This is a genomic window from Rhizobacter sp. Root1221, from assembly GCF_001425785.1.
Taxonomy (GTDB): domain Bacteria; phylum Pseudomonadota; class Gammaproteobacteria; order Burkholderiales; family Burkholderiaceae_C; genus Rhizobacter.
In genome coordinates, this window is sequence record NZ_LMDI01000004.1 from 95,639 (window position 1) to 114,291 (window position 18,653).

General features: G+C 68.7%; 13 protein-coding genes. 5 read left to right on the forward strand and 8 right to left on the reverse strand.

Annotated features, from left to right (window positions below):
* Positions 1–10 precede the first annotated feature (10 nt).
* From ASC87_RS04290 to ASC87_RS04310, 5 genes are all read right to left on the reverse strand, one after another.
* The gene (locus ASC87_RS04290) at positions 11–514 is read right to left on the reverse strand and encodes a TlpA disulfide reductase family protein (protein ID WP_056657200.1); all 504 of its coding nucleotides are present in this window, start codon (positions 512–514) and stop codon (positions 11–13) included.
* A 17-nt stretch (positions 515–531) separates the two neighbouring features.
* Entirely contained in the window at positions 532–4,356 is a 3,825-nt protein-coding gene (locus ASC87_RS04295; RefSeq protein WP_056657203.1) for a choice-of-anchor D domain-containing protein, read from the reverse strand.
* A complete protein-coding gene (locus ASC87_RS04300; protein WP_056657206.1) occupies positions 4,353–5,840 on the reverse strand; it encodes a DUF1552 domain-containing protein in 1,488 nt (495 codons plus the stop codon). The genes ASC87_RS04295 and ASC87_RS04300 overlap by 4 nt, the downstream gene beginning before the upstream one ends.
* Positions 5,837–7,648, reverse strand: coding sequence for a DUF1592 domain-containing protein (locus tag ASC87_RS04305; protein WP_056657212.1), 1,812 nt, complete (start codon positions 7,646–7,648; stop codon positions 5,837–5,839). The genes ASC87_RS04300 and ASC87_RS04305 overlap by 4 nt, the downstream gene beginning before the upstream one ends.
* A 744-nt stretch (positions 7,649–8,392) precedes the next feature.
* Complete coding sequence (locus tag ASC87_RS04310; RefSeq protein WP_056657215.1) at positions 8,393–9,817, reverse strand: DEAD/DEAH box helicase; 1,425 nt, start codon at positions 9,815–9,817, stop codon at positions 8,393–8,395.
* 375 nt (positions 9,818–10,192) lie between these two features.
* Between ASC87_RS04310 and ettA the strand changes: the two genes are divergently transcribed.
* Positions 10,193–11,857 (forward strand): energy-dependent translational throttle protein EttA, encoded by a 1,665-nt coding sequence (gene ettA, locus ASC87_RS04315; RefSeq protein WP_056657218.1) that lies wholly within the window; start codon positions 10,193–10,195, stop codon positions 11,855–11,857.
* Between the two features lie 70 nt (positions 11,858–11,927).
* The gene (locus ASC87_RS04320) at positions 11,928–13,856 is read left to right on the forward strand and encodes a C1 family peptidase (protein WP_056657220.1); all 1,929 of its coding nucleotides are present in this window, start codon (positions 11,928–11,930) and stop codon (positions 13,854–13,856) included.
* Positions 13,857–13,862: 6 nt separating this feature from the next.
* On the opposite strand, the gene soxR is transcribed toward ASC87_RS04320, so the two are convergent.
* Positions 13,863–14,321: a redox-sensitive transcriptional activator SoxR gene (gene soxR / locus ASC87_RS04325; protein WP_056657225.1), complete on the reverse strand. Its 459-nt coding sequence runs from the start codon at positions 14,319–14,321 to the stop codon at positions 13,863–13,865.
* A 77-nt stretch (positions 14,322–14,398) separates the two neighbouring features.
* Between soxR and ASC87_RS04330 the strand changes: the two genes are divergently transcribed.
* A complete protein-coding gene (locus ASC87_RS04330; RefSeq protein WP_056657228.1) occupies positions 14,399–14,725 on the forward strand; it encodes a hypothetical protein in 327 nt (108 codons plus the stop codon).
* A 4-nt stretch (positions 14,726–14,729) separates the two neighbouring features.
* Here ASC87_RS04330 and ASC87_RS04335 read toward each other — a convergent pair whose 3' ends face one another.
* The gene (locus ASC87_RS04335) at positions 14,730–15,386 is read right to left on the reverse strand and encodes a tetratricopeptide repeat protein (RefSeq protein ID WP_056657235.1); all 657 of its coding nucleotides are present in this window, start codon (positions 15,384–15,386) and stop codon (positions 14,730–14,732) included.
* Between the two features lie 110 nt (positions 15,387–15,496).
* Positions 15,497–16,075: a hypothetical protein gene (locus ASC87_RS04340; protein WP_056657238.1), complete on the reverse strand. Its 579-nt coding sequence runs from the start codon at positions 16,073–16,075 to the stop codon at positions 15,497–15,499.
* Between the two features lie 131 nt (positions 16,076–16,206).
* On the opposite strand from ASC87_RS04340, the gene ASC87_RS04345 reads away from it, so the two are divergent.
* Positions 16,207–16,851 carry a TetR/AcrR family transcriptional regulator gene (locus ASC87_RS04345; RefSeq protein WP_056657242.1) on the forward strand — a complete coding sequence of 215 codons (645 nt, stop codon included), beginning with the start codon at positions 16,207–16,209 and terminating at the stop codon, positions 16,849–16,851.
* A 59-nt stretch (positions 16,852–16,910) separates the two neighbouring features.
* Positions 16,911–18,635 (forward strand): gamma-glutamyltransferase, encoded by a 1,725-nt coding sequence (gene ggt / locus ASC87_RS04350; RefSeq protein ID WP_056657247.1) that lies wholly within the window; start codon positions 16,911–16,913, stop codon positions 18,633–18,635.
* Positions 18,636–18,653: the final 18 nt, after the last annotated feature.

The window sequence follows — 18,653 nt, forward strand, 5'->3', positions numbered from 1 at the left end:
CTCCGAAAGGTCACTTGATGCTGGCGAGGGCGGCGACGATGGCGTCTTCCTGCGCACGGCGCTCGTCCGGACGGAAGCCGGCGTGCACGCGGATCACCTGGCCGTCCGGGCCCACGAGCACCGAGCTCGGCATGCCCTTGATCTGGTAACGCTTCGGGCTGTCGCCCTTCGCGTCGAACGCCACCGTGAAGTTCGCCGGGATCTCGGTGAGGAAACGGTCAGCGTCCTCGCGTTTGGCGTCCACGTTGACCGCGACGATCTGCAGGCCCTTCGAGCCGTACTTGGCCTGCATCTCGTTCATCCACGGGAACGACTGCTTGCACGGACCGCACCACGAGGCCCAAAAGTCGACGTAGACGACCTTGCCCTTCAGCGAGGCGAGGCTGACCGGTGCCTGGGTTCCGGCCAGGTCGATCGCGGGGGCGGGTTGCCCCGGTTCGAGGGCCATCGCGGCGCCACCGCCCAGCGTGGTGATGGCGGCGATGACGATGGTGCGGAGGAATCGGGTGTTCATGGAAAAGGTCCTGGAAGTCAGAAGGAGTTGGGGGCGCGGCGGGCGCGGTAGCCCGCGAGCAGCAGCAGCGCGAGGCCGGCGAGGGCGAGCAAGTCGATGGCACCACCGCCCGAGTCGTCGCCGCCGGCGTTGTTGGCGCCCGCATTGGCCACCATGGCACGGCCGGCCAGCGGCACGCTGCGGGTTTCGCCGCCTGCGCCGGTGACGGTCAGCACGCCGGTGCTGTCGCCGGTGGGCGTCGTAGCGACGAACGCGATCGAGACCGAGCACGAGGCATTCGGCGCCAGCGCCTGCGGGACGGTGCATGCGCCGGACGCGCTGTTGACCACCTGGAACGGGCCGCTCGTGTTGATGTCCGTGAGCATCAGCGTCGTGGTGCCGGTGTTCGTGAACTGCGCCGTGGCGGGCGCGGAGGCATGACCCATCACCCCCGTGAAGCCGAGCGAGGCCATGTCGGAGATCAGGTTCGTGCTGCCGGTGGGTGTGTCCGTCGCGGTGCCCGTGCCGGACAGCGAGATGGCGGCCGGCGCCGAGGCGTTCGACGCGATCTTCAGCGTGGCGGCGTGCGTGCCGGCGGCGGCGGGAGCGAACCCGATGCTGACGACACAGCTCGCGCCCTGGGCCAGCGAGGCCGAGGTGCGGCAGCTGGTCTCGGACGTGGTCGTGAAGGCCGCCTTGCCGGTGCCATCGGTGCCGATGCTGGTGAACGTCACGGCGCCAGGCCCCTGGTTCGTCAGCACGAAGGACTTGCCGGCCGACGTGCGGCCCACGGCCGTGTTGTCGAACTGCGCCGTGGTGGGCGTGCCGGCCTGCCACGCGAGCACCGGACCGCTGGACACCGACAACCCGCTCAGCCCGATGGCGACCATCTGGCCCGAGCCCGTGGTCAGCATCAGCGTGCCGCTGGCGCTGCCGCCGCTGGTCGGGACGAACGTCACCGAGATCGTGCAGTTGGCGTTCACCGCGAGCGTGGCTGCGCAGGTGTTGGCCGAGACCTTGAAGGGCCCCGTCACCTCGGTTTTCGTCAGCGTCACGGCCGCCACGTTGCCGTTGGCGATCGAGACCTGCATCGGCGCGGACGTCTGGCCCGGGGCCACGGCCGTGCCGGTGAAGTCGAGCTGTGCCTTGTCGGCGGTCAGCAGGCCCGTTCCGGCGGAGGCCGCGATGCCGGAACCCGACAGCGCGACGTCACCTGGCGACGTGCCGTTCGACTCGACGCGCAGCGTGGCGGACTTGGCGCCGCTTGACGTCGGCGAGAAGGCCAGCGCCACCGTGCAGGATGCACCCGCCGCGATGGTCGTGCCGGCCTTGCAGGTCGACGTGCCCGACACCACGAACGCCGCGGCGTCCGTGCCGGCCGTCGTCACCGCGCTCAGCGTGACACTGCCCGGACCCTGGTTGGTCAGCGTGCGCGACTGCACGGCGCTGGTGGCCCCGACGGTGGTCGACGAGAACGGCCACGAGGTGGCGTTCGACGGCCAGGCGAGCTTCGGCGTGGCGGCCGTTGCCTGGCCCTTCAACGCGACGTCGACCGTCTGGGTGCCGACCGTGATGGTCAGCGTGCCAGTCGATGCGCCCGCCGCGGTGGGCGAGTAGACGACGGACAGCGTGCACGATGCGCCGGCGGCGAGCGTGGACGCCCCGGTGGCGCAAGCGCCGCTCACGCCGGACTGCAGCGCGAAGGGACCCGTCAGCTTGATGGACGAGATGGCTGCCGAGGCGGCGCTGCCGTTGCTCACCACCAGGTTCAACGGGGCCGACGTGCTGCCGGTGACCGCGCCGATCGAGCTGAAGTCGAGCGTCGACGTGCTGACCGTCACCGTGCCGGTGCCCGCGCTGGGGCTCGCGCCCGTGCCGGACAACACCACGTCACCCGGCGGCGTGCCGGTGGAGCCCACTTGCAGGTTGGCCACCTTCGAGCCGGTGCTGCCGGGCACGAAGTTGATGGACACCGTGCAGGTGGCGTTCACGGCAAGCGCGAGGCCCACCTTGCAGGTCGAACCCGAGGCGATCGCGAACGACGAGGCGGCCGCGCCAGCGGTGCCCAGCGACGTCAGCGTCACCGCACCCGGACCCTTGTTCACGAGCGTGAGGCCTTGCGACGCGCTGCTCACACCCACCACGGTGGATGCGAACGTCAGCGACGTGGTGGCCGGCTGCCAGGCGAGCACCGGCAGCGACGTGGAGGTGCCCTGGCCGGTGACCACGATGGAGTTGGGCGAGCTGATCGCGTTGGTCGTCAGCACGACCGATTCCGCCGAGTTGTCGGTGGTGGGCTTGTAGACGATCGTGATCGTGCACGACGCCGCCACTGCGAGGCTGGCCGGGCAATCATGGCTCGATACGTACTCGGCCGACGTGCTCACGATGCTGCCCACCGTCATCGGTGCCGTGCCGCTGTTCGTCAGACGAACCACGCGACCCATCGATTGGGTGTTGAACGTGACACTGCCAAACCCGACGGCGGCTTGCGACAGGGTCACTTCCGGTGCCGGCGTGTTGACGCTGGTGGCGCGCAGCGCGACGGTGGCCTCGCCGGTCTTGGCGTTCGATGCGATGGCCAGCGTGGCCGTCTTCACACCCAGCGTGACCGGCTTGATCTCCACCGTCACGGTGCAGGTGCCCTGGGCGGGGACCGACAGCCCGTTGGTGCAGGTGCCGCCGAGCACGAACGAGCCTGCATCGGCGCCGCTCGTGCCGATGCTGCCGAGGACCAGCGCCGAACCGCCGCTGTTGGTCAGCGTCAGCGTCTTCTTGCTGCTGCTGAGCACGGCCACCACCTGGGCGCCGAGGTCGATCGACGTGGCGTCGAGCGCGATGCCGGGCTCGGGCGTGGCAGTGCCGGTGCCGGAGAAGCTCACCGTGCTCGGGCTGCCGGTCGCGTTGTGGGCGATCGTCAACGTGCCGCTGCGGGTGCCCATGGCGCCGGGGGTGAACACCACGTCGGCCACGCAGCTGCTGCCGCCGGCAACCGTGCCGCCGGCCTGGCAGGTGGAGCTCGCGATGAGCCGGTAGTCGCTCGATTGGCTGCCACCCAGCGTGAGGGCCGACAGCACCAGCGGGCCCGTGCCCGTGTTGCTGATGGTGACCCGCTTCGCGGTTGAGTCGGTGGCGACCACGCTCGAGAAAGTCAGCGCGGTGGGAGACACCGTGATGGCCGGGGACGTGTTCACGGCTGCGCCGCTCAACGACACCGTGGACTTGCCGCCCGTGCCGTTGTGCGCGATGGTCAGCGTGCTGCTGCGGTCACCGACCGCCGTGGGCTTGAAGACCACGTTGACGGTGCAGCTCGCGCCCGCGGCGACGCTGCCGCCGGCGCTGCACGAGCCGCCGGTCACGGCGAAGTCGCTGCCGGCAGTCACGCCGATCGACGAAATGGCCAGCGCACCGGTGGCACCGGCGGCGTTACCCACCGTGACGGTCTGCGCGGCGCTCGTCGTGGCCAGGTTCTGGCTCGCGAACGTCAGCGACGTCGCGGACACCGTGGCCGACGGGGTGGCGACCACCGCAATGTACGTCGGGGTAGCCTGGTACTCGTCGGCGATGTACTTCGCCAGGTGGTTGAACTCGGTGTCGGTGATGAACCCGTGCAACGGGGCCATCTTGGGAATCGACTGCGCGGCACCCTTGATGGCGTTCGCGTTGGCGCCACGCAGGATCACGGGGTCTTCCCGTGGCGTGAGGTGGCACGACAGGCAGGTCCGGACGCCGGTGACGAAGGTCTTCTGGTAGAGCGCCTTGCCTTCGGTGGCACTTTGCGCCAGCGCAACGCCGGACGCGAACGTGGCACCGATGGCCAGCGCCGCGAGGCGGGCGAGTGAGCGTGGAATGATATTCGTCATGCTTTGAGCCACGGCAGGTTCTGGTTGGCGGCAGCCCACATCGCGTCGGTGTGGTCGTTGTTGCCGCGCACGCTCGGATAGCCGAACGCACCGTTGTTGGTGGAGTAGTCGCTGGGCTGGAGTCCCATCGAACGCAGCACCATGCCCATGAACTGGTTGTAGATCAGGCCGCCTCGCCAGGGAATGGGTTCGTTCTTCGACCACGAGAACGCGTTCATGTCGCGGTAGTCGAGCGACTGGCCGGTCTTGAAGAACCCGCCGGCGTTGCCGAACGTGACGATCGGGATGCAGCGGTTGTGGTGGTGGCCCGGGCTGCCGCCGGAGCCGAGTTCATGGCCACTGGCCACGAAGCCCTTGTCGAGCAGCGTGTTGCCGTCGGCGGTCTTCACGGCGTCCATCTTGCGGGCGAGGTCGAGCTGCGCACCTTCGAACTGGCGCTGCACGGCGGCGCTGTAGCCCGCGCGCTTGCTGGGGTCGGCTTCGATGTTGTGGGCGTAGTTGTTGTGCCACGCGTGTTCAGGTTCCGGTCCGAACGTGTAGCTCGTGGGGCCGCAGACGTACACGCGGCTGATGCCAGCGGCGAAGGCCGCGACGACGATGTCGTTCCAGAGCTTCTCGCACTGCACCTGGTTGTCCGGCAACCCGTAGAAGCCGGCTGCGGCCTCGACGGCCGACGTGTCGGTGGTGGGGCGGGGGAAGCTGCTGTTGACCGTCTGCTGCACCTTGCCCTGCACCTCCGACAGCATCGTGAGGTACTCGTCGAGGCGCGTGCGGCAATCGGCGGAGCAGCGCGGGTCGGCCTTCACGAGCGCGGCGTGTTCCTTCACGCTGTCGACCAGCACGGTCTGTGCCGGCGCGTTGGGCGTGGTCGGGGTGGTCGAGGTCTTGAACAGGCGATCGAAGAGCTTGACGTTGCTTTCGGCGGTCTCCTGCGCCTGCACGACGCCCGAGGACGTCTGTGACAGCGACACGGGGTTGCGCACGATCACCGGCTGCAGCGGGCTGCTCGGGTAGAACGTCTTGGAGGCGCCCAGCACCTGGTCGATGGTCGGGTTGGCCGCGTCACCGCCGAGCGGGCCGCCACGGTTGTGGCCCACGCCGGTCGCGAAGTCGAGACCGTTGATGACGTTCATCAGGCTCAGCATGCGGGGCGTCAGGTTGGAACTCTGCGCCTGCAGGATCTCGCTGAGCACAACCTTGCCGCCCGTCACCGCGGTGGGCAGCGGGGTGTTGCGCACGTCGATGCCGGCGAAGTTCTGGGTCTGGCCCGGCGTCAGGCCGAGCAGCGAGCCGTAGAACTGGTCCTGCATCACGCCGTGCCACGTGGTCATGTGCGCGAAGTAGCGCTCGGACGAGGCCGCGGCCAGCGTCTGGGCTTCCGCGTTGCGCGGCAGCAGCGACGGGAGCAGCGGGAGGGCCAGCGCGGCGCCACCGGCGCCCACGAGGAATTGGCGGCGCGAGACGGGATCGAATTTGGGTTTCATTGCGGCCTCTGGATCGACTTGAACTCGTCGCGGGTGACGATGGATGCAAACAGGCTCCGCAGGTTGGCGCCGTTGGCGGCCTGCAGGCGCACGGTGTCGATCACCGACGCATCGTTGGCGGTGTCGGCGCGGCCGAATGCGTAGCGGAAGTAATTGCGGGCGAAGCAGCCTTCGAAGGCGCCGCTGTCGAGCACGTACTGCTGCGCCTGCGCTGCGGTCGAGATCGAGCGTTCGGTCATGCCGTCGAGCAGGGCCACGACGGCGGTGTCGATCGGCTTCTCGCCGCGCGATGCGCCGGCGTCGTCACGCACGACTTCGCTGGCGCGCACGCGGCCGAGCGAGTCGAAGCGTTCGAACACGAAGCCCCACGGGTTCAGCGAGGTCTTGTGGCAGGCCACGCAGGCGGTGTTCGGCATCTCGGTGATGCGCTCGGTGCGTTCGCGCGTGGTGAGCACGGGCGTCAGGTCGGCCGCGGCGTTCGTCTGGTTCATCGCGGGCGGGGGCAGCGACTGGCAGGTCAACGCGCTCAGCACCTTGGCGCCGCGCTGGATCGGCAGTGTCGTGTCGGATGAACCGTTGGCGAGCACCCCGACGCGGGTCAGCAGGCCCACGCGATCGGCTTCGGTGAAGGTGGGCGGCGTGCCGGTTCCGTTCCAGACGGTGGTCTTGTACAACGTGGCGATGTCGGCCGTCTTCGCGAACGAGTGGCGGTCGGTCAGCACCTGTTGCAGCGAGCCGTTCCGGGAGGCGACGTACGACACCATGTCGAGCACCTCGTCGATGGCCGCATCGCGGGTGGTGGCGAGCGGCTTGTACGAGCCGGCGAAGGCGTCGAATTTCGCGTTTCCGACCTTGCCGTTCATGGGAACGAGGTCATCGAGTCGCAACCATTGGCGGAAGAAGCTGCGCAGCGCGGCGTCGGCGCGGGCGTCGCCCATCAGGCGGGTGACCTGCTGCTGGTACACCGAGGGCTGCAGCAGCGTGCCGTTGTCGGCGGCGGCGGCCAGCGTGGCGTCAGGCAGGGTGTCCCACAGGTGAAGCGACAGGCGGGTGGCCAGTTCGTGGGCCGACAGCGGCACGCAGGCGCTGCTGGTGTCGGTGGTGGTGGCGCCGCGCTCGAGCACGAAGTACGACTGCGGCGACGCGATCATGGTGGCCAGCACCTTGGTGACCGCGGCGCGGTCGGTGGCCCCGTTGGCGACCTTCTTGTAGACCGCCACTTCGGCGTCGGTCAGCGGCTGGCGGAACAGCGTGCGGCCGGCACGGCGGATGAAGTTGGTGAGGCAGGCGTCGCCGGTGCAGTTGCCGACGATCGTCGCGGCGCGCTGGTCGGTGCTGGCCAGGTCGGCGGCGAGCGCTTGGGCCACGCTGTGGATGCCGGTCACCTGGCGGGTCGTGACGGTGGGGTCGAGTCGGTAGTAACCCTGGTGCCGGGCGGTCTCGGGGTTGATCGACGCGTCCAGCGGGAACTGGGCGGTGTCGAGCACGAGGGTGCGGATGCGGGCGGGCAGGGCGCTGTCGGTGATCAGCGAGGCGGACCAGTCGGTCAGCACGTTGAGGTACTGGGTCCGTGTCAGCCGGCGCGGCAGCACGGCGCTGAAGCAGCCCGGTGCCGACGTCGTGGCAGCAGCCGTGGCGCGTACCGGGGCCGATTGGGCGTGCGGGTCGGTCGGGATGCCGACGGTCGGCGCGGCGTCGGGCGCGCGCGTGTTGGGGGTGGAAGTGCTTTCCTGGCTGTCGTTGCCATTGCACGCGTGCAAGGCAGCGGCCAGCATCAGCCATCCACAGAGCTTGAGCGGGTGTCGCATCGTCGATCTTCCGGGCCGTTGAGTTGGGGCGGATGCTCGGTGACACGCACCTTCGTGCTGTAACGGAACGCGTCGACCCGGACGCGTGGGGGCATGGGTGAGAAAACGCGGAAAACCCTGCCCTGCAGAGGGAATGCCGTGACAACGTTTTCAAGAATCAATCGGGAAACAATGTGTCGACGCGATACAAACCCTGACACTTGTACGGAATTCCATTCGAATGGCGAGGGTTGGATAGTTCAACCCCCCTGGAACAGGGGGGTGGATGTGAATTGTTAGCGTTTTCTTGCCAGCCTGAAACATCGTTCAGAAATCCGGTGGTATGCACTAATTCTGTTGAAATGAGGTACTTTTATGCCGTTCTGAACACGCAATCCAAAGTGCTTCGCTGCATTTTGGAAGCGGTTTCACAAGCGGTGTGTTCACGTGTGCCGCTGGCGGACAGGCCCGTGTTCATGCGGGTTCTGAAGCCATCACGCGATTGGTTGTATGACAACTTCGGTGTGCTGGAATTGGCGCAACCAAGTGGTTTTCAGAGGGCGACCGGAGCGCACTGACCTCAAGCGTCGGGGTGGTGACAGGTCGGTTGTCGGATGACTCGATGACGCCGAAGTTGGGTTCGGGTGCCGCCGAATGTGACGCCTGCAAGTTGGCGCGGGCACCCTGGCCGGCGGCCGGCCAAAAAAAAAAGACGGCACCGCGGCCGTCTCTTTTCAGGAAAGGCAGCCTCCCGGCTGCCTGGGTTCAACGCTTCGGCGAGTTGGCCGGGCGGGGGCCCGACGGCCGGCCACCATCGCGCCGGGGCTCCGCCGGACGCCCGCCACCACCGCCAGCCGACCGGCCGCCAGGCTGACCCTGGCGCGCTGCGGCGGGCCGGCCGGTGTTGCCACCGCGCCCACCGCCGTTGTTGTGTCCACCACCACCACCGCCGCCGCCGCCCGGGCGGCCACCGCGGCTGCCGCCACGGCCGGCGCCTTCGCCGATCACCATGCGGCCCAGCACGATGGGCTCGGGCTTTTCGTTGGGGGACGGAGCGAAGCCGGGGATGATTTCCTTCGGGATCTCGCGCTTGATGAGCTTTTCGATGTCGCGGAGGAAGCCGTTTTCATCGACGCACACCAGTGACACCGCCTCACCCTGCGCGCCGGCCCGGCCCGTGCGGCCGATGCGGTGCACGTAGTCTTCCGGCACGTTGGGCAGTTCGTAGTTCACGACGTGGGGCAACTGGTCGATGTCGATGCCGCGGGCGGCGATGTCGGTGGCCACCAGCACCTGCAACTCACCGGTCTTGAACTCGGCCAGGGCCTTCGTGCGGGCGCTCTGGCTCTTGTTGCCGTGGATCGCCATGGCGCTGATGCCCTGCTTCTCCAGGTGCTCGACCAGGCGGTTGGCGCCGTGTTTCATGCGGGTGAACACCAGCACCTGATGCCAGTCGTTTTCCTTGATGAGGTGGCACAACAGGTCCTTCTTCATCTCGCGGCCCACCGGGTGGATCTTCTGCGCGATGGTTTCGGCCGTGGTGTTGCGGCGGGCGACCTCGATCAGCTCGGGCTTGTTCAACAGGCGATCGGCGAGGGCCTTGATCTCGTCGCTGAAGGTGGCCGAGAACAGCAGGCTCTGCTTCTTGGCCGGCAGCACTGCGAGCACCTTCTTGATGTCGTGGATGAAGCCCATGTCGAGCATGCGGTCGGCTTCGTCGAGGATGAAGATCTCGACGTGGCTCAGGTCGAGCGTGCCTTGCTGGTGGTGGTCGAGCAGGCGGCCGGGGGTGGCCACGAGGATGTCGACACCCTTGCGGAGCTTGTCGATCTGCGGCTGCATGCCAACACCGCCGAACATCACCATGGAGGTGAGCTTGGCGTACTTGCCGTAGGTGCGCACGCTTTCCTCGACCTGCGCCGCGAGTTCGCGGGTGGGCGTGAGGATCAGGGCCCGGATGGGCAGGCGCCCGCGCGTGTCGCGCACGGCCGGCTTCTGCATCAGGCGGTGCAGCGTGGGCAGCGTGAAGCCGGCGGTCTTGCCGGTGCCCGTCTGGGCGCCGCCCAGCAGGTCGGCACCGGACATCACGACCGGGATGGCCTGGGTTTGGATGGGGGTGGGGGTGGTGTAACCGTACTCTTCAACGGCGCGCAACAGGGGCTCGGCCAAGCCGAGAGAAGCAAAAGACATGGGGGTCCATCAAGAAATCCGCCTGCCGCATGCGTGAGGACCCGGGGGGTCTGTCGACAGGCAGAAGCTGGATTGAGCGGTGCTCGGGCCAAAAGGTTGCAAACGTCCCGGAAGGCATTAGGGTTTGCGCTGATGAACATTCTACAGGGCAGCGCTACAAGCCCACCCCTACGAATACGTGGTGTATGCGCGTCTGTTCGATGCTTGTGCGGCGGAAGTGCAACCCCTCTGAGGGCCTTGGCGGCGGGCGGGTTCCATTTGTCCGGGATAATCCTGCGTTTCCGGTTCCCGATCCCGACCCCCACGCGCGGCGCTTGCGGCCCGGCGTCCCGGCGGGGCGACCCCCCGGTTCCATCACTTTTCTCACGGTAAACCATGGCGCAATACGTTTTCACGATGAACCGCGTCGGCAAGATCGTCCCGCCGAAGCGTCAGATCCTCAAGAACATCTCCCTGAGCTTTTTCCCGGGCGCCAAGATCGGCGTGCTGGGCCTGAACGGTTCCGGCAAGAGCACGTTGCTGAAGATCATGGCCGGCATCGACAAGGACATCGAGGGTGAAGCCACGCCCATGCCCGACCTGAAGATCGGGTACCTGCCGCAGGAACCGGTGATGGACCCGAACCAGACCGTCCGCCAGGCGGTGGAAGAAGGCATCGGCGGTGCGCTCGCCGCGAAGAAGCGCCTGGACGAGGTGTACGCCGAGTACGGCGCCGAAGACGCCGACTTCGACAAGCTCGCCGCGGAGCAGGCCGAGCTGGAAGCCATCATCGCGGCCGCCGGCAGCGAAAACAGCGACCTGCAGCTGGAGATTGCGGCCGATGCGCTGCGCCTGGCGCCGTGGGATGCCATCGTGGGCAAGCTGTCGGGGGGCGAGAAGCGCCGCGTCGCGCTGTGCCGCATGCTGCTGTCCAAGCCCGACATGCTGCTGCTCGACGAACCCACCAACCACCTGGACGCCGAATCGGTCGACTGGCTCGAGCAGTACCTCGCACGTTTCCCCGGCACCGTGGTGGCCATCACCCACGATCGCTACTTCCTCGACAACGCGGCCGAGTGGATCCTCGAACTCGACCGGGGGTCGGGCATTCCGTACAAGGGCAACTACAGCACCTGGCTGGAACAGAAGGAAGCCCGCCTCGAGCAGGAGCAGAAGACCGAGGACGCCCGCACCAAGGCGATGAAGAAGGAACTGGAGTGGGTGCGCCAGAACCCCAAGGGCCGCCAGGCCAAGAGCAAGGCGCGTATCGCCCGCTTCGAGGAACTGAGCGACTTCGAATACCAGAAGCGCAACGAAACCCAGGAAATCTTCATCCCCGTGGCCGACCGCCTGGGCCATGAAGTCATCGAGTTCACGAACGTCAGCAAGAGCTTCGGCGACCGCATGCTGATCGACGACCTGAGCTTCAAGGTCCCGGCCGGCGCCATCGTCGGCATCATCGGCCCGAACGGCGCCGGCAAGTCCACGCTCTTCCGCATGATCGCGGGCAGGGAGCAACCGGACAGCGGCACCGTGAAGATCGGCCCCACCGTCAAGATGGCGTTCGTCGAGCAGAGCCGCGAAAACCTCGAAGGCGACAAGACCGTGTGGCAGGACGTCTCCGGCGGCCTCGACAACCTGACCGTCGGCAAGTTCGTGATGCCGTCGCGCGCGTACCTCGGCCGCTTCAACTTCAAGGGCAACGACCAGCAAAAGCTCGTCGGCAACCTGTCGGGCGGCGAACGCGGCCGGCTGCACCTTGCCAAGACGCTGATCGCGGGCGGCAACGTGCTGCTGCTGGACGAACCGTCGAACGACCTGGACGTCGAAACGCTGCGGGCGCTGGAAGACGCGCTGCTCGAGTTCGCCGGCTCGCTGCTGGTCATCAGCCACGACCGCTGGTTCCTCGACCGCATCGCCACGCACATCCTCGCGGCCGAAGGCGAATCGAAGTGGGTGTTCTTCGACGGCAACTACCAGGAGTACGAGGCCGACAAGAAGAAGCGCCTCGGCGAAGAAGGGGCCAAGCCGAAGCGCCTGCGCTTCAAGGCGCTGAAGTAAGACCGCCCGGCGGGGGTTGACGGCGGGCAAGCGCGCATCGACGATCCGCGCTTTTCGCCATCACGCCCCCATGGCCGCAGCCAAGCCTCGCCGCTCGAAACCGCCCGTCCTCCCGTCGGCCGACCCACCCGCCGATGGGCGCTTCCTGCGCATGGCGCGGCCCGATGCGCTCGATCGCCGCGACCGGTCGTTCCAGCCGAGCGTGGGCCGGGCTCCCGCGCCCACGCTGTTCCCGGCCGCCGGCTTGCCGGTCAAGCACCAGGGGGACAGCAATGCCTGCACCGGGTTTGCGCTGTCGCTTGTGGTCGAGCACCTGCTGCGGGTGTCCGGCCGCGACGCGCGCGCCACCATCTCGCCGTTCATGCTGTACTCGATGGCCCGGCGCTACGACGAGTTCCCCGGGTCCACCGAGGACGGCGGCTCGAGCACGCGCGGGGCGCTGAGGGGCTGGTTCAAGCACGGCGCCTGCGGCGAGGTGCTGTTCCCGGGGCTCGACATGCCGGCCGCGAGCAACTCGCTGGCCGACGACTGGTGGGCCGACGCGGTGCGCCGGCCGCTGGGTGCGTACTACCGCATCGACCCGCACGCCATCACCGACATGCACGCCGCGCTCAACGAGGTGGGCATCCTGTTCGTCAGCGCCGGTTGCCACGAAGGCTGGGACGAAGGCGTGGAGGTGCCGGTGCGCAAGCGCCGCCCCACGTCGTTCAAGGGCGTGTGGCAGATCCCGGTGCGCGGTGGCCAGGCAGCCCATTCGGGGCACGCCTTCGCGATCGTGGGCTACAACGAGGCGGGGTTCCTGATCCAGAACTCGTGGGGCACCGAGTGGGGCTCGTATGGCTACGCGGTGCTCACCTACGACGACTGGCTGCGCAACGCGATGGACTGCTGGGTGGCGCAGCTCGGTGTCGTGACCCACGAGCACACCGCGATCTCGCGATCGATCACGTTGCGAACCGACGCGGCGGGCCGGGTGGCCTTGGCAGCGAGCACCGTGTTGCGTGACCGCGAGATCTCGCCCTTCATCGTGAACATGGGGCACGACGGCTCGCTCAGCAACAGCGGGGTGTTCCGCACGAAACCGGACGATGTGCGCGCCATCGTCGACGTGCACCTGGCCGAGGCGCGCAAGCGCTGGAACCTCGTGGACGACACGGTGGACGTGTGCATCTTCGCGCACGGGGGCCTCGTGGGCGAAGCGCAGGCCGCCGACATCGCGGCGCATTGGATCCCGCTGCTCTACGACCGCCAGATATTCCCGGTCTTCCTGATGTGGGAGACCGATTTCCTGTCGACGGCCCTGGCGTGCATCCACGACGCGGTGGGTCCCATGCCGCGGCAGGCCGACGGCGCCGCGCCACCGGGGCGGTGGTGGAACGAACGCCTGGAGCGGCTTCTCGCGCGGCCCGGCACGCTGATCTGGAACGAGATGAAGCAGAACGCCGAGGCGCTGAGCGCGTACAAGCCTGGCGCGCCCGACGACGCACAGGCCGGTGCGGTGCTGCTGTACCGCCACTTCAAGCACGGCGTGGCGAACAAGAAGATCCGCATGCACGTGGTGGCCCATTCGGCCGGGTGCCTCGTGGCCACCGGCATGATCCACCAGCTGGCCGAGGACGGCATGCGGTTCGAGTCCGTCTCCTTCATGGCCCCGGCGGTGCGGGTCGACACGTTCGATGCCCGCGTGCGCCCGCACCTCCACTCGGGGGCCGTGCAGCGCTACCAGCAGTTCCACCTGACCGACCGCGCCGAGGAAGACGACACCACGTGCGGTCCGTACCGGCGCTCGTTGCTGTATCTCGTGAGCCAGTCGTTCGAAGGGGGCAGCCCGACGCCGGTGCTGGGCATGCAGAAGTACTTCGACGCCTGCGCGCCCGCGTTGCCACGCACCACCGCTTGGGTGGCGCCCGGCCCGGTCAGTGCCAGCGCCAGCCACGGCGGGTTCGACAACGACCCGGGCACCATCGCGCAGATCGTCGACTTCATCGCCGACCGCTGAGCGTATTCAGCCCGGGGGGAAGTGCGGCCCCGGTCCCTGCTCGGACAACTCGTCCAGCGGGTTGCGCAACGGGCAGGCGGTCACGGACAGGCACCCGCAGCCGATGCAACCATCGAGCTGGTCGCGCAGCCGGGTGAGCTGCCCGATGCGGTCGGTGAGGTCCGCGTGCCAGCGCGCGGACAGGCGCGACCAGTCCGCCACCGTGGGCGTGCGTTTCTCGGGCAGGGCCTGCAGCGCCTCGTGAATGGCGCCGAGCGGCACGCCCACGCGTTGGGCCACCTTGATGATCGCCACACGCCGCAGCACGTCACGCGTGTAGCGGCGCTGGTTGCCGCTGTTGCGGTGGCTGTGGATCAGCCCCTTCGATTCGTAGAAGTGCAGCGCCGACACTGCCACGCCGCTGCGGGCCGCGACCTCGCCCACGGTGAGCACCTTGCCGATGTCCGCCGGATCGATTCGCGGCATGAAGAACTCCTTGACCTTGACATAGGTTGAGGTTTTAAGCTGCGACGCATCCGTTGGCAAGCAGGGAGGCACGAACCATGAACAAGCGGGAAGTGGCGGTGGTGGAGGAGGTGGTGGCCGAGGTGCGTGCCACCATGCCGGGGATCGTGGCGGGGTGGCAGCGGGTGTGGGTGCAGTTCCAGTCGTCGGCCGGTTACCTGAGCACCCGGGTGATGTGCGATGCCGCACCGGTGGACGCGGTGCGCCACCGCGCGCTGTTCGTGCGGTTCGAGGCTTGCGCCCGCCGCCTGCGCGGGGCCGCGGCCCACGACACCCCGGCATTCGTGTCATGTGACATCGAGGTGGTGGCCGGCGGTGCGCACACCGCGCGGGTCGCCCGTGACCCGTCGGTGTGGTTCGCGTGACCCGTCAGGGTGCGCTGGCTGCGGCGAAGGTGCGGCCGGCCGCCGGGGAGACCTTCATGGCTTCCTGCACGTCGGCGTTGCCCTCGGCGTCGCCGGTGCGTTGGCGCGCGATGCCGCGGCCATAGCGCGCCGTGAGGTGCGAGGGTTCTGCCTTCAGTGCCGCATCGAAGGCCTGCAGCGCCTCGCGCGGGCGGCCGAGCAGCAGCAGCGCTTGCCCGAACGCGGTCTGGGCTTCGGCGACGGGGCCCGGCATCAGCATCGCGTGATAGCAGTTCTTGAGGCCGGCATCATTGCGCTCGGCGGCCACCTGGATCACGCAGCGGGCGTTGCGCACCCGGGTGTTCTGCGGGTCGAGCAGCACCGCGCGGTTGATGTCGGCCATCGCGGCGGCGGATTGGCCGGCCGCATGGTGCACGATGGCGCGGTCGTACGTGGCCTGGGCGTGTCGAGGGTCGAGCAGGAGTGCGGTGTCGAGGTCGCGCAGCGCGGCCTGTGGTTGCCCTGCTTCGGCCAGCGCGAGACCGCGGCGGGCGAAATCATCGGCACTGACGGCCGCAGCCGCCGGAGATGCTGAATCGGTGTGCCCATGCCGCGGGCTGGCACAGCCCGCCAGGATGGCGACCCACAACACGACGAATGAACTTGCACCGGTCTTCTTCATGAGACGGTCCTCCCTGCGCGGCGTCGTGGCCGCTCACGGACCAAGTCTCGCTGAACTTGGTGAAAATTTGCATCCCGCAGGAAAAAATACAGGGTCTATCCGGGTTGCGGTCAGGGCAAGGTGGCTTCGTGTTCCGGCACGGGGGACGGGATGCCGGCGGCCTGGTCCACCGGGAGCTTCGGGATGTCACGCGGCGGTGTGGCCGCCGCCGCGGCGGCCATGGGCGGCGTGGCCAGGGCCTGCGGGGCCTCTGACGCCGGGGTGGACGCCGGTTCGGGCGCGACGTGGACATCAGGGATCGGCATGGCCACGGGCTTCGCCTCGGCCACCTTGGCCTTGCGCACCGGTGGGGTCGGCGGCAGGGCCAGTCCGCCCCAGGAATCCCAAGCCGAGTGGCGTGCCTCGGGCGGGGCCACGGGCAGATCCTCGACCACGTCGCCGTGCGAGTTCGTGATCAGCACCTTGTGGGAGGAGGTGTTGGCGGCCACGGCGCGGCCGAAGCGGCGCAGCATCTCGAGATCGTTGTGCCAGACGTGGCCTTGCCGGTGCAGGCGGCCCTCGGCGTCGCGGGTGATCTCGACGATGCGGTAGATGGGCTGGCGGTCCCAGCCGGTGTCGTCGGCGAGCGGGCGGAACCCGGTCGTGACAGTGCCGGCCGCCGGGCGCTGGGGCTTGAATCGATCTGACACACGAACTCCCTGCTCGCATTGCTTCAGTGTGCTATCGGCAGGCCACCGGCCAAACTGAACTGACGGCCAGCACTTGCGTGATAAACCGCCGCCGCTGCCGCGATAATGGACGCTGTCCACATGGAGCGGCCATGACAGCGAAGGCAAGCGAAACCCCCGCGCGGGGCACCTACCGGCACGGCGACCTGCGCAACGCATTGCTGCAGGCGGGCATCGCGCTCGCCCGCGAGGGTGGCCCCGAGGCCATCGTGTTGCGCGAGGCCACGCGCCGCGCGGGCGTGGTGCCCAACGCTGCGTACCGGCATTTCGCCAGCCGCGGGGACCTGGTCGACGCGGTGCGCTCGGCGGCGCTGTCCGAGCTTGCGTGCGAGATGGAGGCCGGTGTGGCCCGTGCCACTGCGGGGCTCGACGGCGCCGACGCGGCGCGTGCGGCGTTGCGGGCCGTGGGGCTCGGGTACCTGAAGTTCGCCCGCGAGCAGCAGGGGCTCTTCCTCACGACGTTCCCGTTTCCGAACGACGTGCGGGTCGACACCGACCCGGCCCGGGCCGGCGCGAGCGGGCTGAACCCGTTCCAGCTGCTGGGAGCGGCACTGGACCGCATGGTGGACACCGGCCTGATGGCCGCCTCACGGCGCCCTGGCGCGGAGTTCCTGGCGTGGTCCGCGGTGCACGGGCTGGCGTTGCTGATCATCGACGGGCCGCTGCGGCATGTGCCAACGCCGTTCACCGGACAACTCGCCCAGCGGCTGCTGGACATGGTGGAACAGGGGCTCTGAACCGGATCTTCCGGGAGCGACCTAAGATGCCCGGACCCCGAACTCCCAGGAGACTCCCGATGCGTGGCCCCGCCCTTTGTCGTTGGTTCCTCGTCTCCGCGGTGTCGGTGCACCTGACGCTGGCTTCGGCCGCGTCAGTGGCGCCGGCGGTGTCCGACCGCGGCATGGTGGTCACGGCCCAGCAACTGGCCACGCAGGTGGGGGCCGACGTGCTGGCCCAGGGTGGCAACGCCGTGGATGCCGCGGTGGCCGTGGGCTACGCGCTGGCCGTCGTGTACCCGGCGGCGGGCAACCTGGGCGGCGGCGGGTTCATGACGCTGCACCTGGCCGATGGCCGTGAAAGCTTCATCGATTTCCGCGAAAAGGCCCCGCTCGGCGCCACGGCGGACATGTACCTCGGGCCCGACGGCAACGTGGTCAAGGGCCGCAGCACGGTGGGGCACCTGGCCGTGGGGGTGCCGGGCACGGTGGCCGGGCTCGAGATGGCGCTGGCCCGCTTCGGCACGAAACCCCGCGCGGCGCTGATGGCGCCTGCCATCCGCTTCGCGGACCGCGGCTTCGTGCTCGACGAGGGCGACGCGAAGATGTTCCAGGTGGTGGGCGATGCGCTGAAGGCCGACCCGGCCACCGCGGCCATCTTCGCCAAAGGCGGGGCGGTGCCCAAGGCGGGGGACCGCCTGGTGCAGAAGGACCTGGCCGCCACGCTGCGGCGCATCGCCGCGCGCGGGTCCGACGGCTTCTACCGCGGCCCGGTGGCCGAGGCCATCGTGGCGTCGAGCACGTCCGGCGGCGGCCTGATCCGCCACGCGGACCTGCGCGGCTACACGGCCCAGGAGCGCAAGCCGGTCGAGTGCGACTACCGGGGGTACCGCATCGTGTCGGCGCCGCCGCCCAGTTCCGGCGGCGTGGTGGTGTGCGAGATCCTCAACGTGCTCGAGGGCTATCCGCTGAAGGACCTGGGCTACCGGTCCGCGCAGTCGGTGCACTACCAGATCGAGGCCATGCGGCATGCGTACGTGGACCGCAACAGCTACCTCGGTGACCCCGACTTCGTCACGAACCCGCTCGAACGCCTGCTCGACAAGGGCTACGCGTCCAAGGTGCGCGACGCCATCGACCCCGCCAAGGCCGGCGTCTCGAAGGACATCCGCCCCGGGGTGCCGCCACACGAGGGCACCAACACCACGCACTACTCCATCGCCGACCGGTTCGGCAATGCGGTGGCGGTCACGTACACGCTCAACGAGTGGTTCGGTGCGAAGGTCACCGCGGCGGGCACCGGCGTGCTGCTGAACAACGAGATGGACGACTTCACCGCCAAGCGCGGCGTGCCCAATGCCTACGGCCTCGTGCAGGGCGACGCCAACGCCATCGCCCCGGGCAAGCGCCCGCTGAGCTCGATGAGCCCCACCATCGTCACCCGCGGCGGCAAGCCGGTGATGGTGCTCGGCACACCGGGCGGCAGCCGCATCATCACGACCGTGGTGCACACGATCCTCAACGTCGTGGACTACGGCATGGACATCCAGGAGGCGGTGGACGCCCCGCGGTTCCACCAGCAGTGGCTGCCCGACGTGACCAACGTCGAGCCGTTCGCCCTCAGCCCCGATACCCAACGCCTGCTCACCGAGATGGGCCACAACCTCGGCAAGCCGCACGAAGCCAATCACGTGGCAGCCATCCTGATCGGCACGCCGAAGCTCGATGCCGCGGCATCGGGGCCGGTGCGCTTCTACGGTGCGAACGACCCGCGGCGCCGCTCGGGGCTTGCGAAGGGGCCCTGATCCGGCCTCTTCGCCCGG

Excerpts from the sequence above, each read along its gene's own strand:
- ASC87_RS04290 (WP_056657200.1), bottom strand. The coding sequence starts at position 514 with ATGAACACCCGATTCCTCCGCACCATCGTCATCGCCGCCATCACCACG.
- ASC87_RS04295 (WP_056657203.1), bottom strand. The coding sequence starts at position 4,356 with ATGACGAATATCATTCCACGCTCACTCGCCCGCCTCGCGGCGCTGGCC.
- ASC87_RS04300 (WP_056657206.1), bottom strand. The coding sequence starts at position 5,840 with ATGAAACCCAAATTCGATCCCGTCTCGCGCCGCCAATTCCTCGTGGGC.
- ASC87_RS04305 (WP_056657212.1), bottom strand. The coding sequence starts at position 7,648 with ATGCGACACCCGCTCAAGCTCTGTGGATGGCTGATGCTGGCCGCTGCC.
- ASC87_RS04310 (WP_056657215.1), bottom strand. The coding sequence starts at position 9,817 with ATGTCTTTTGCTTCTCTCGGCTTGGCCGAGCCCCTGTTGCGCGCCGTT.
- ettA (WP_056657218.1), top strand. The coding sequence starts at position 10,193 with ATGGCGCAATACGTTTTCACGATGAACCGCGTCGGCAAGATCGTCCCG.
- ASC87_RS04320 (WP_056657220.1), top strand. The coding sequence starts at position 11,928 with ATGGCCGCAGCCAAGCCTCGCCGCTCGAAACCGCCCGTCCTCCCGTCG.
- soxR (WP_056657225.1), bottom strand. The coding sequence starts at position 14,321 with ATGCCGCGAATCGATCCGGCGGACATCGGCAAGGTGCTCACCGTGGGC.
- ASC87_RS04330 (WP_056657228.1), top strand. The coding sequence starts at position 14,399 with ATGAACAAGCGGGAAGTGGCGGTGGTGGAGGAGGTGGTGGCCGAGGTG.
- ASC87_RS04335 (WP_056657235.1), bottom strand. The coding sequence starts at position 15,386 with ATGAAGAAGACCGGTGCAAGTTCATTCGTCGTGTTGTGGGTCGCCATC.
- ASC87_RS04345 (WP_056657242.1), top strand. The coding sequence starts at position 16,207 with ATGACAGCGAAGGCAAGCGAAACCCCCGCGCGGGGCACCTACCGGCAC.
- ggt (WP_056657247.1), top strand. The coding sequence starts at position 16,911 with ATGCGTGGCCCCGCCCTTTGTCGTTGGTTCCTCGTCTCCGCGGTGTCG.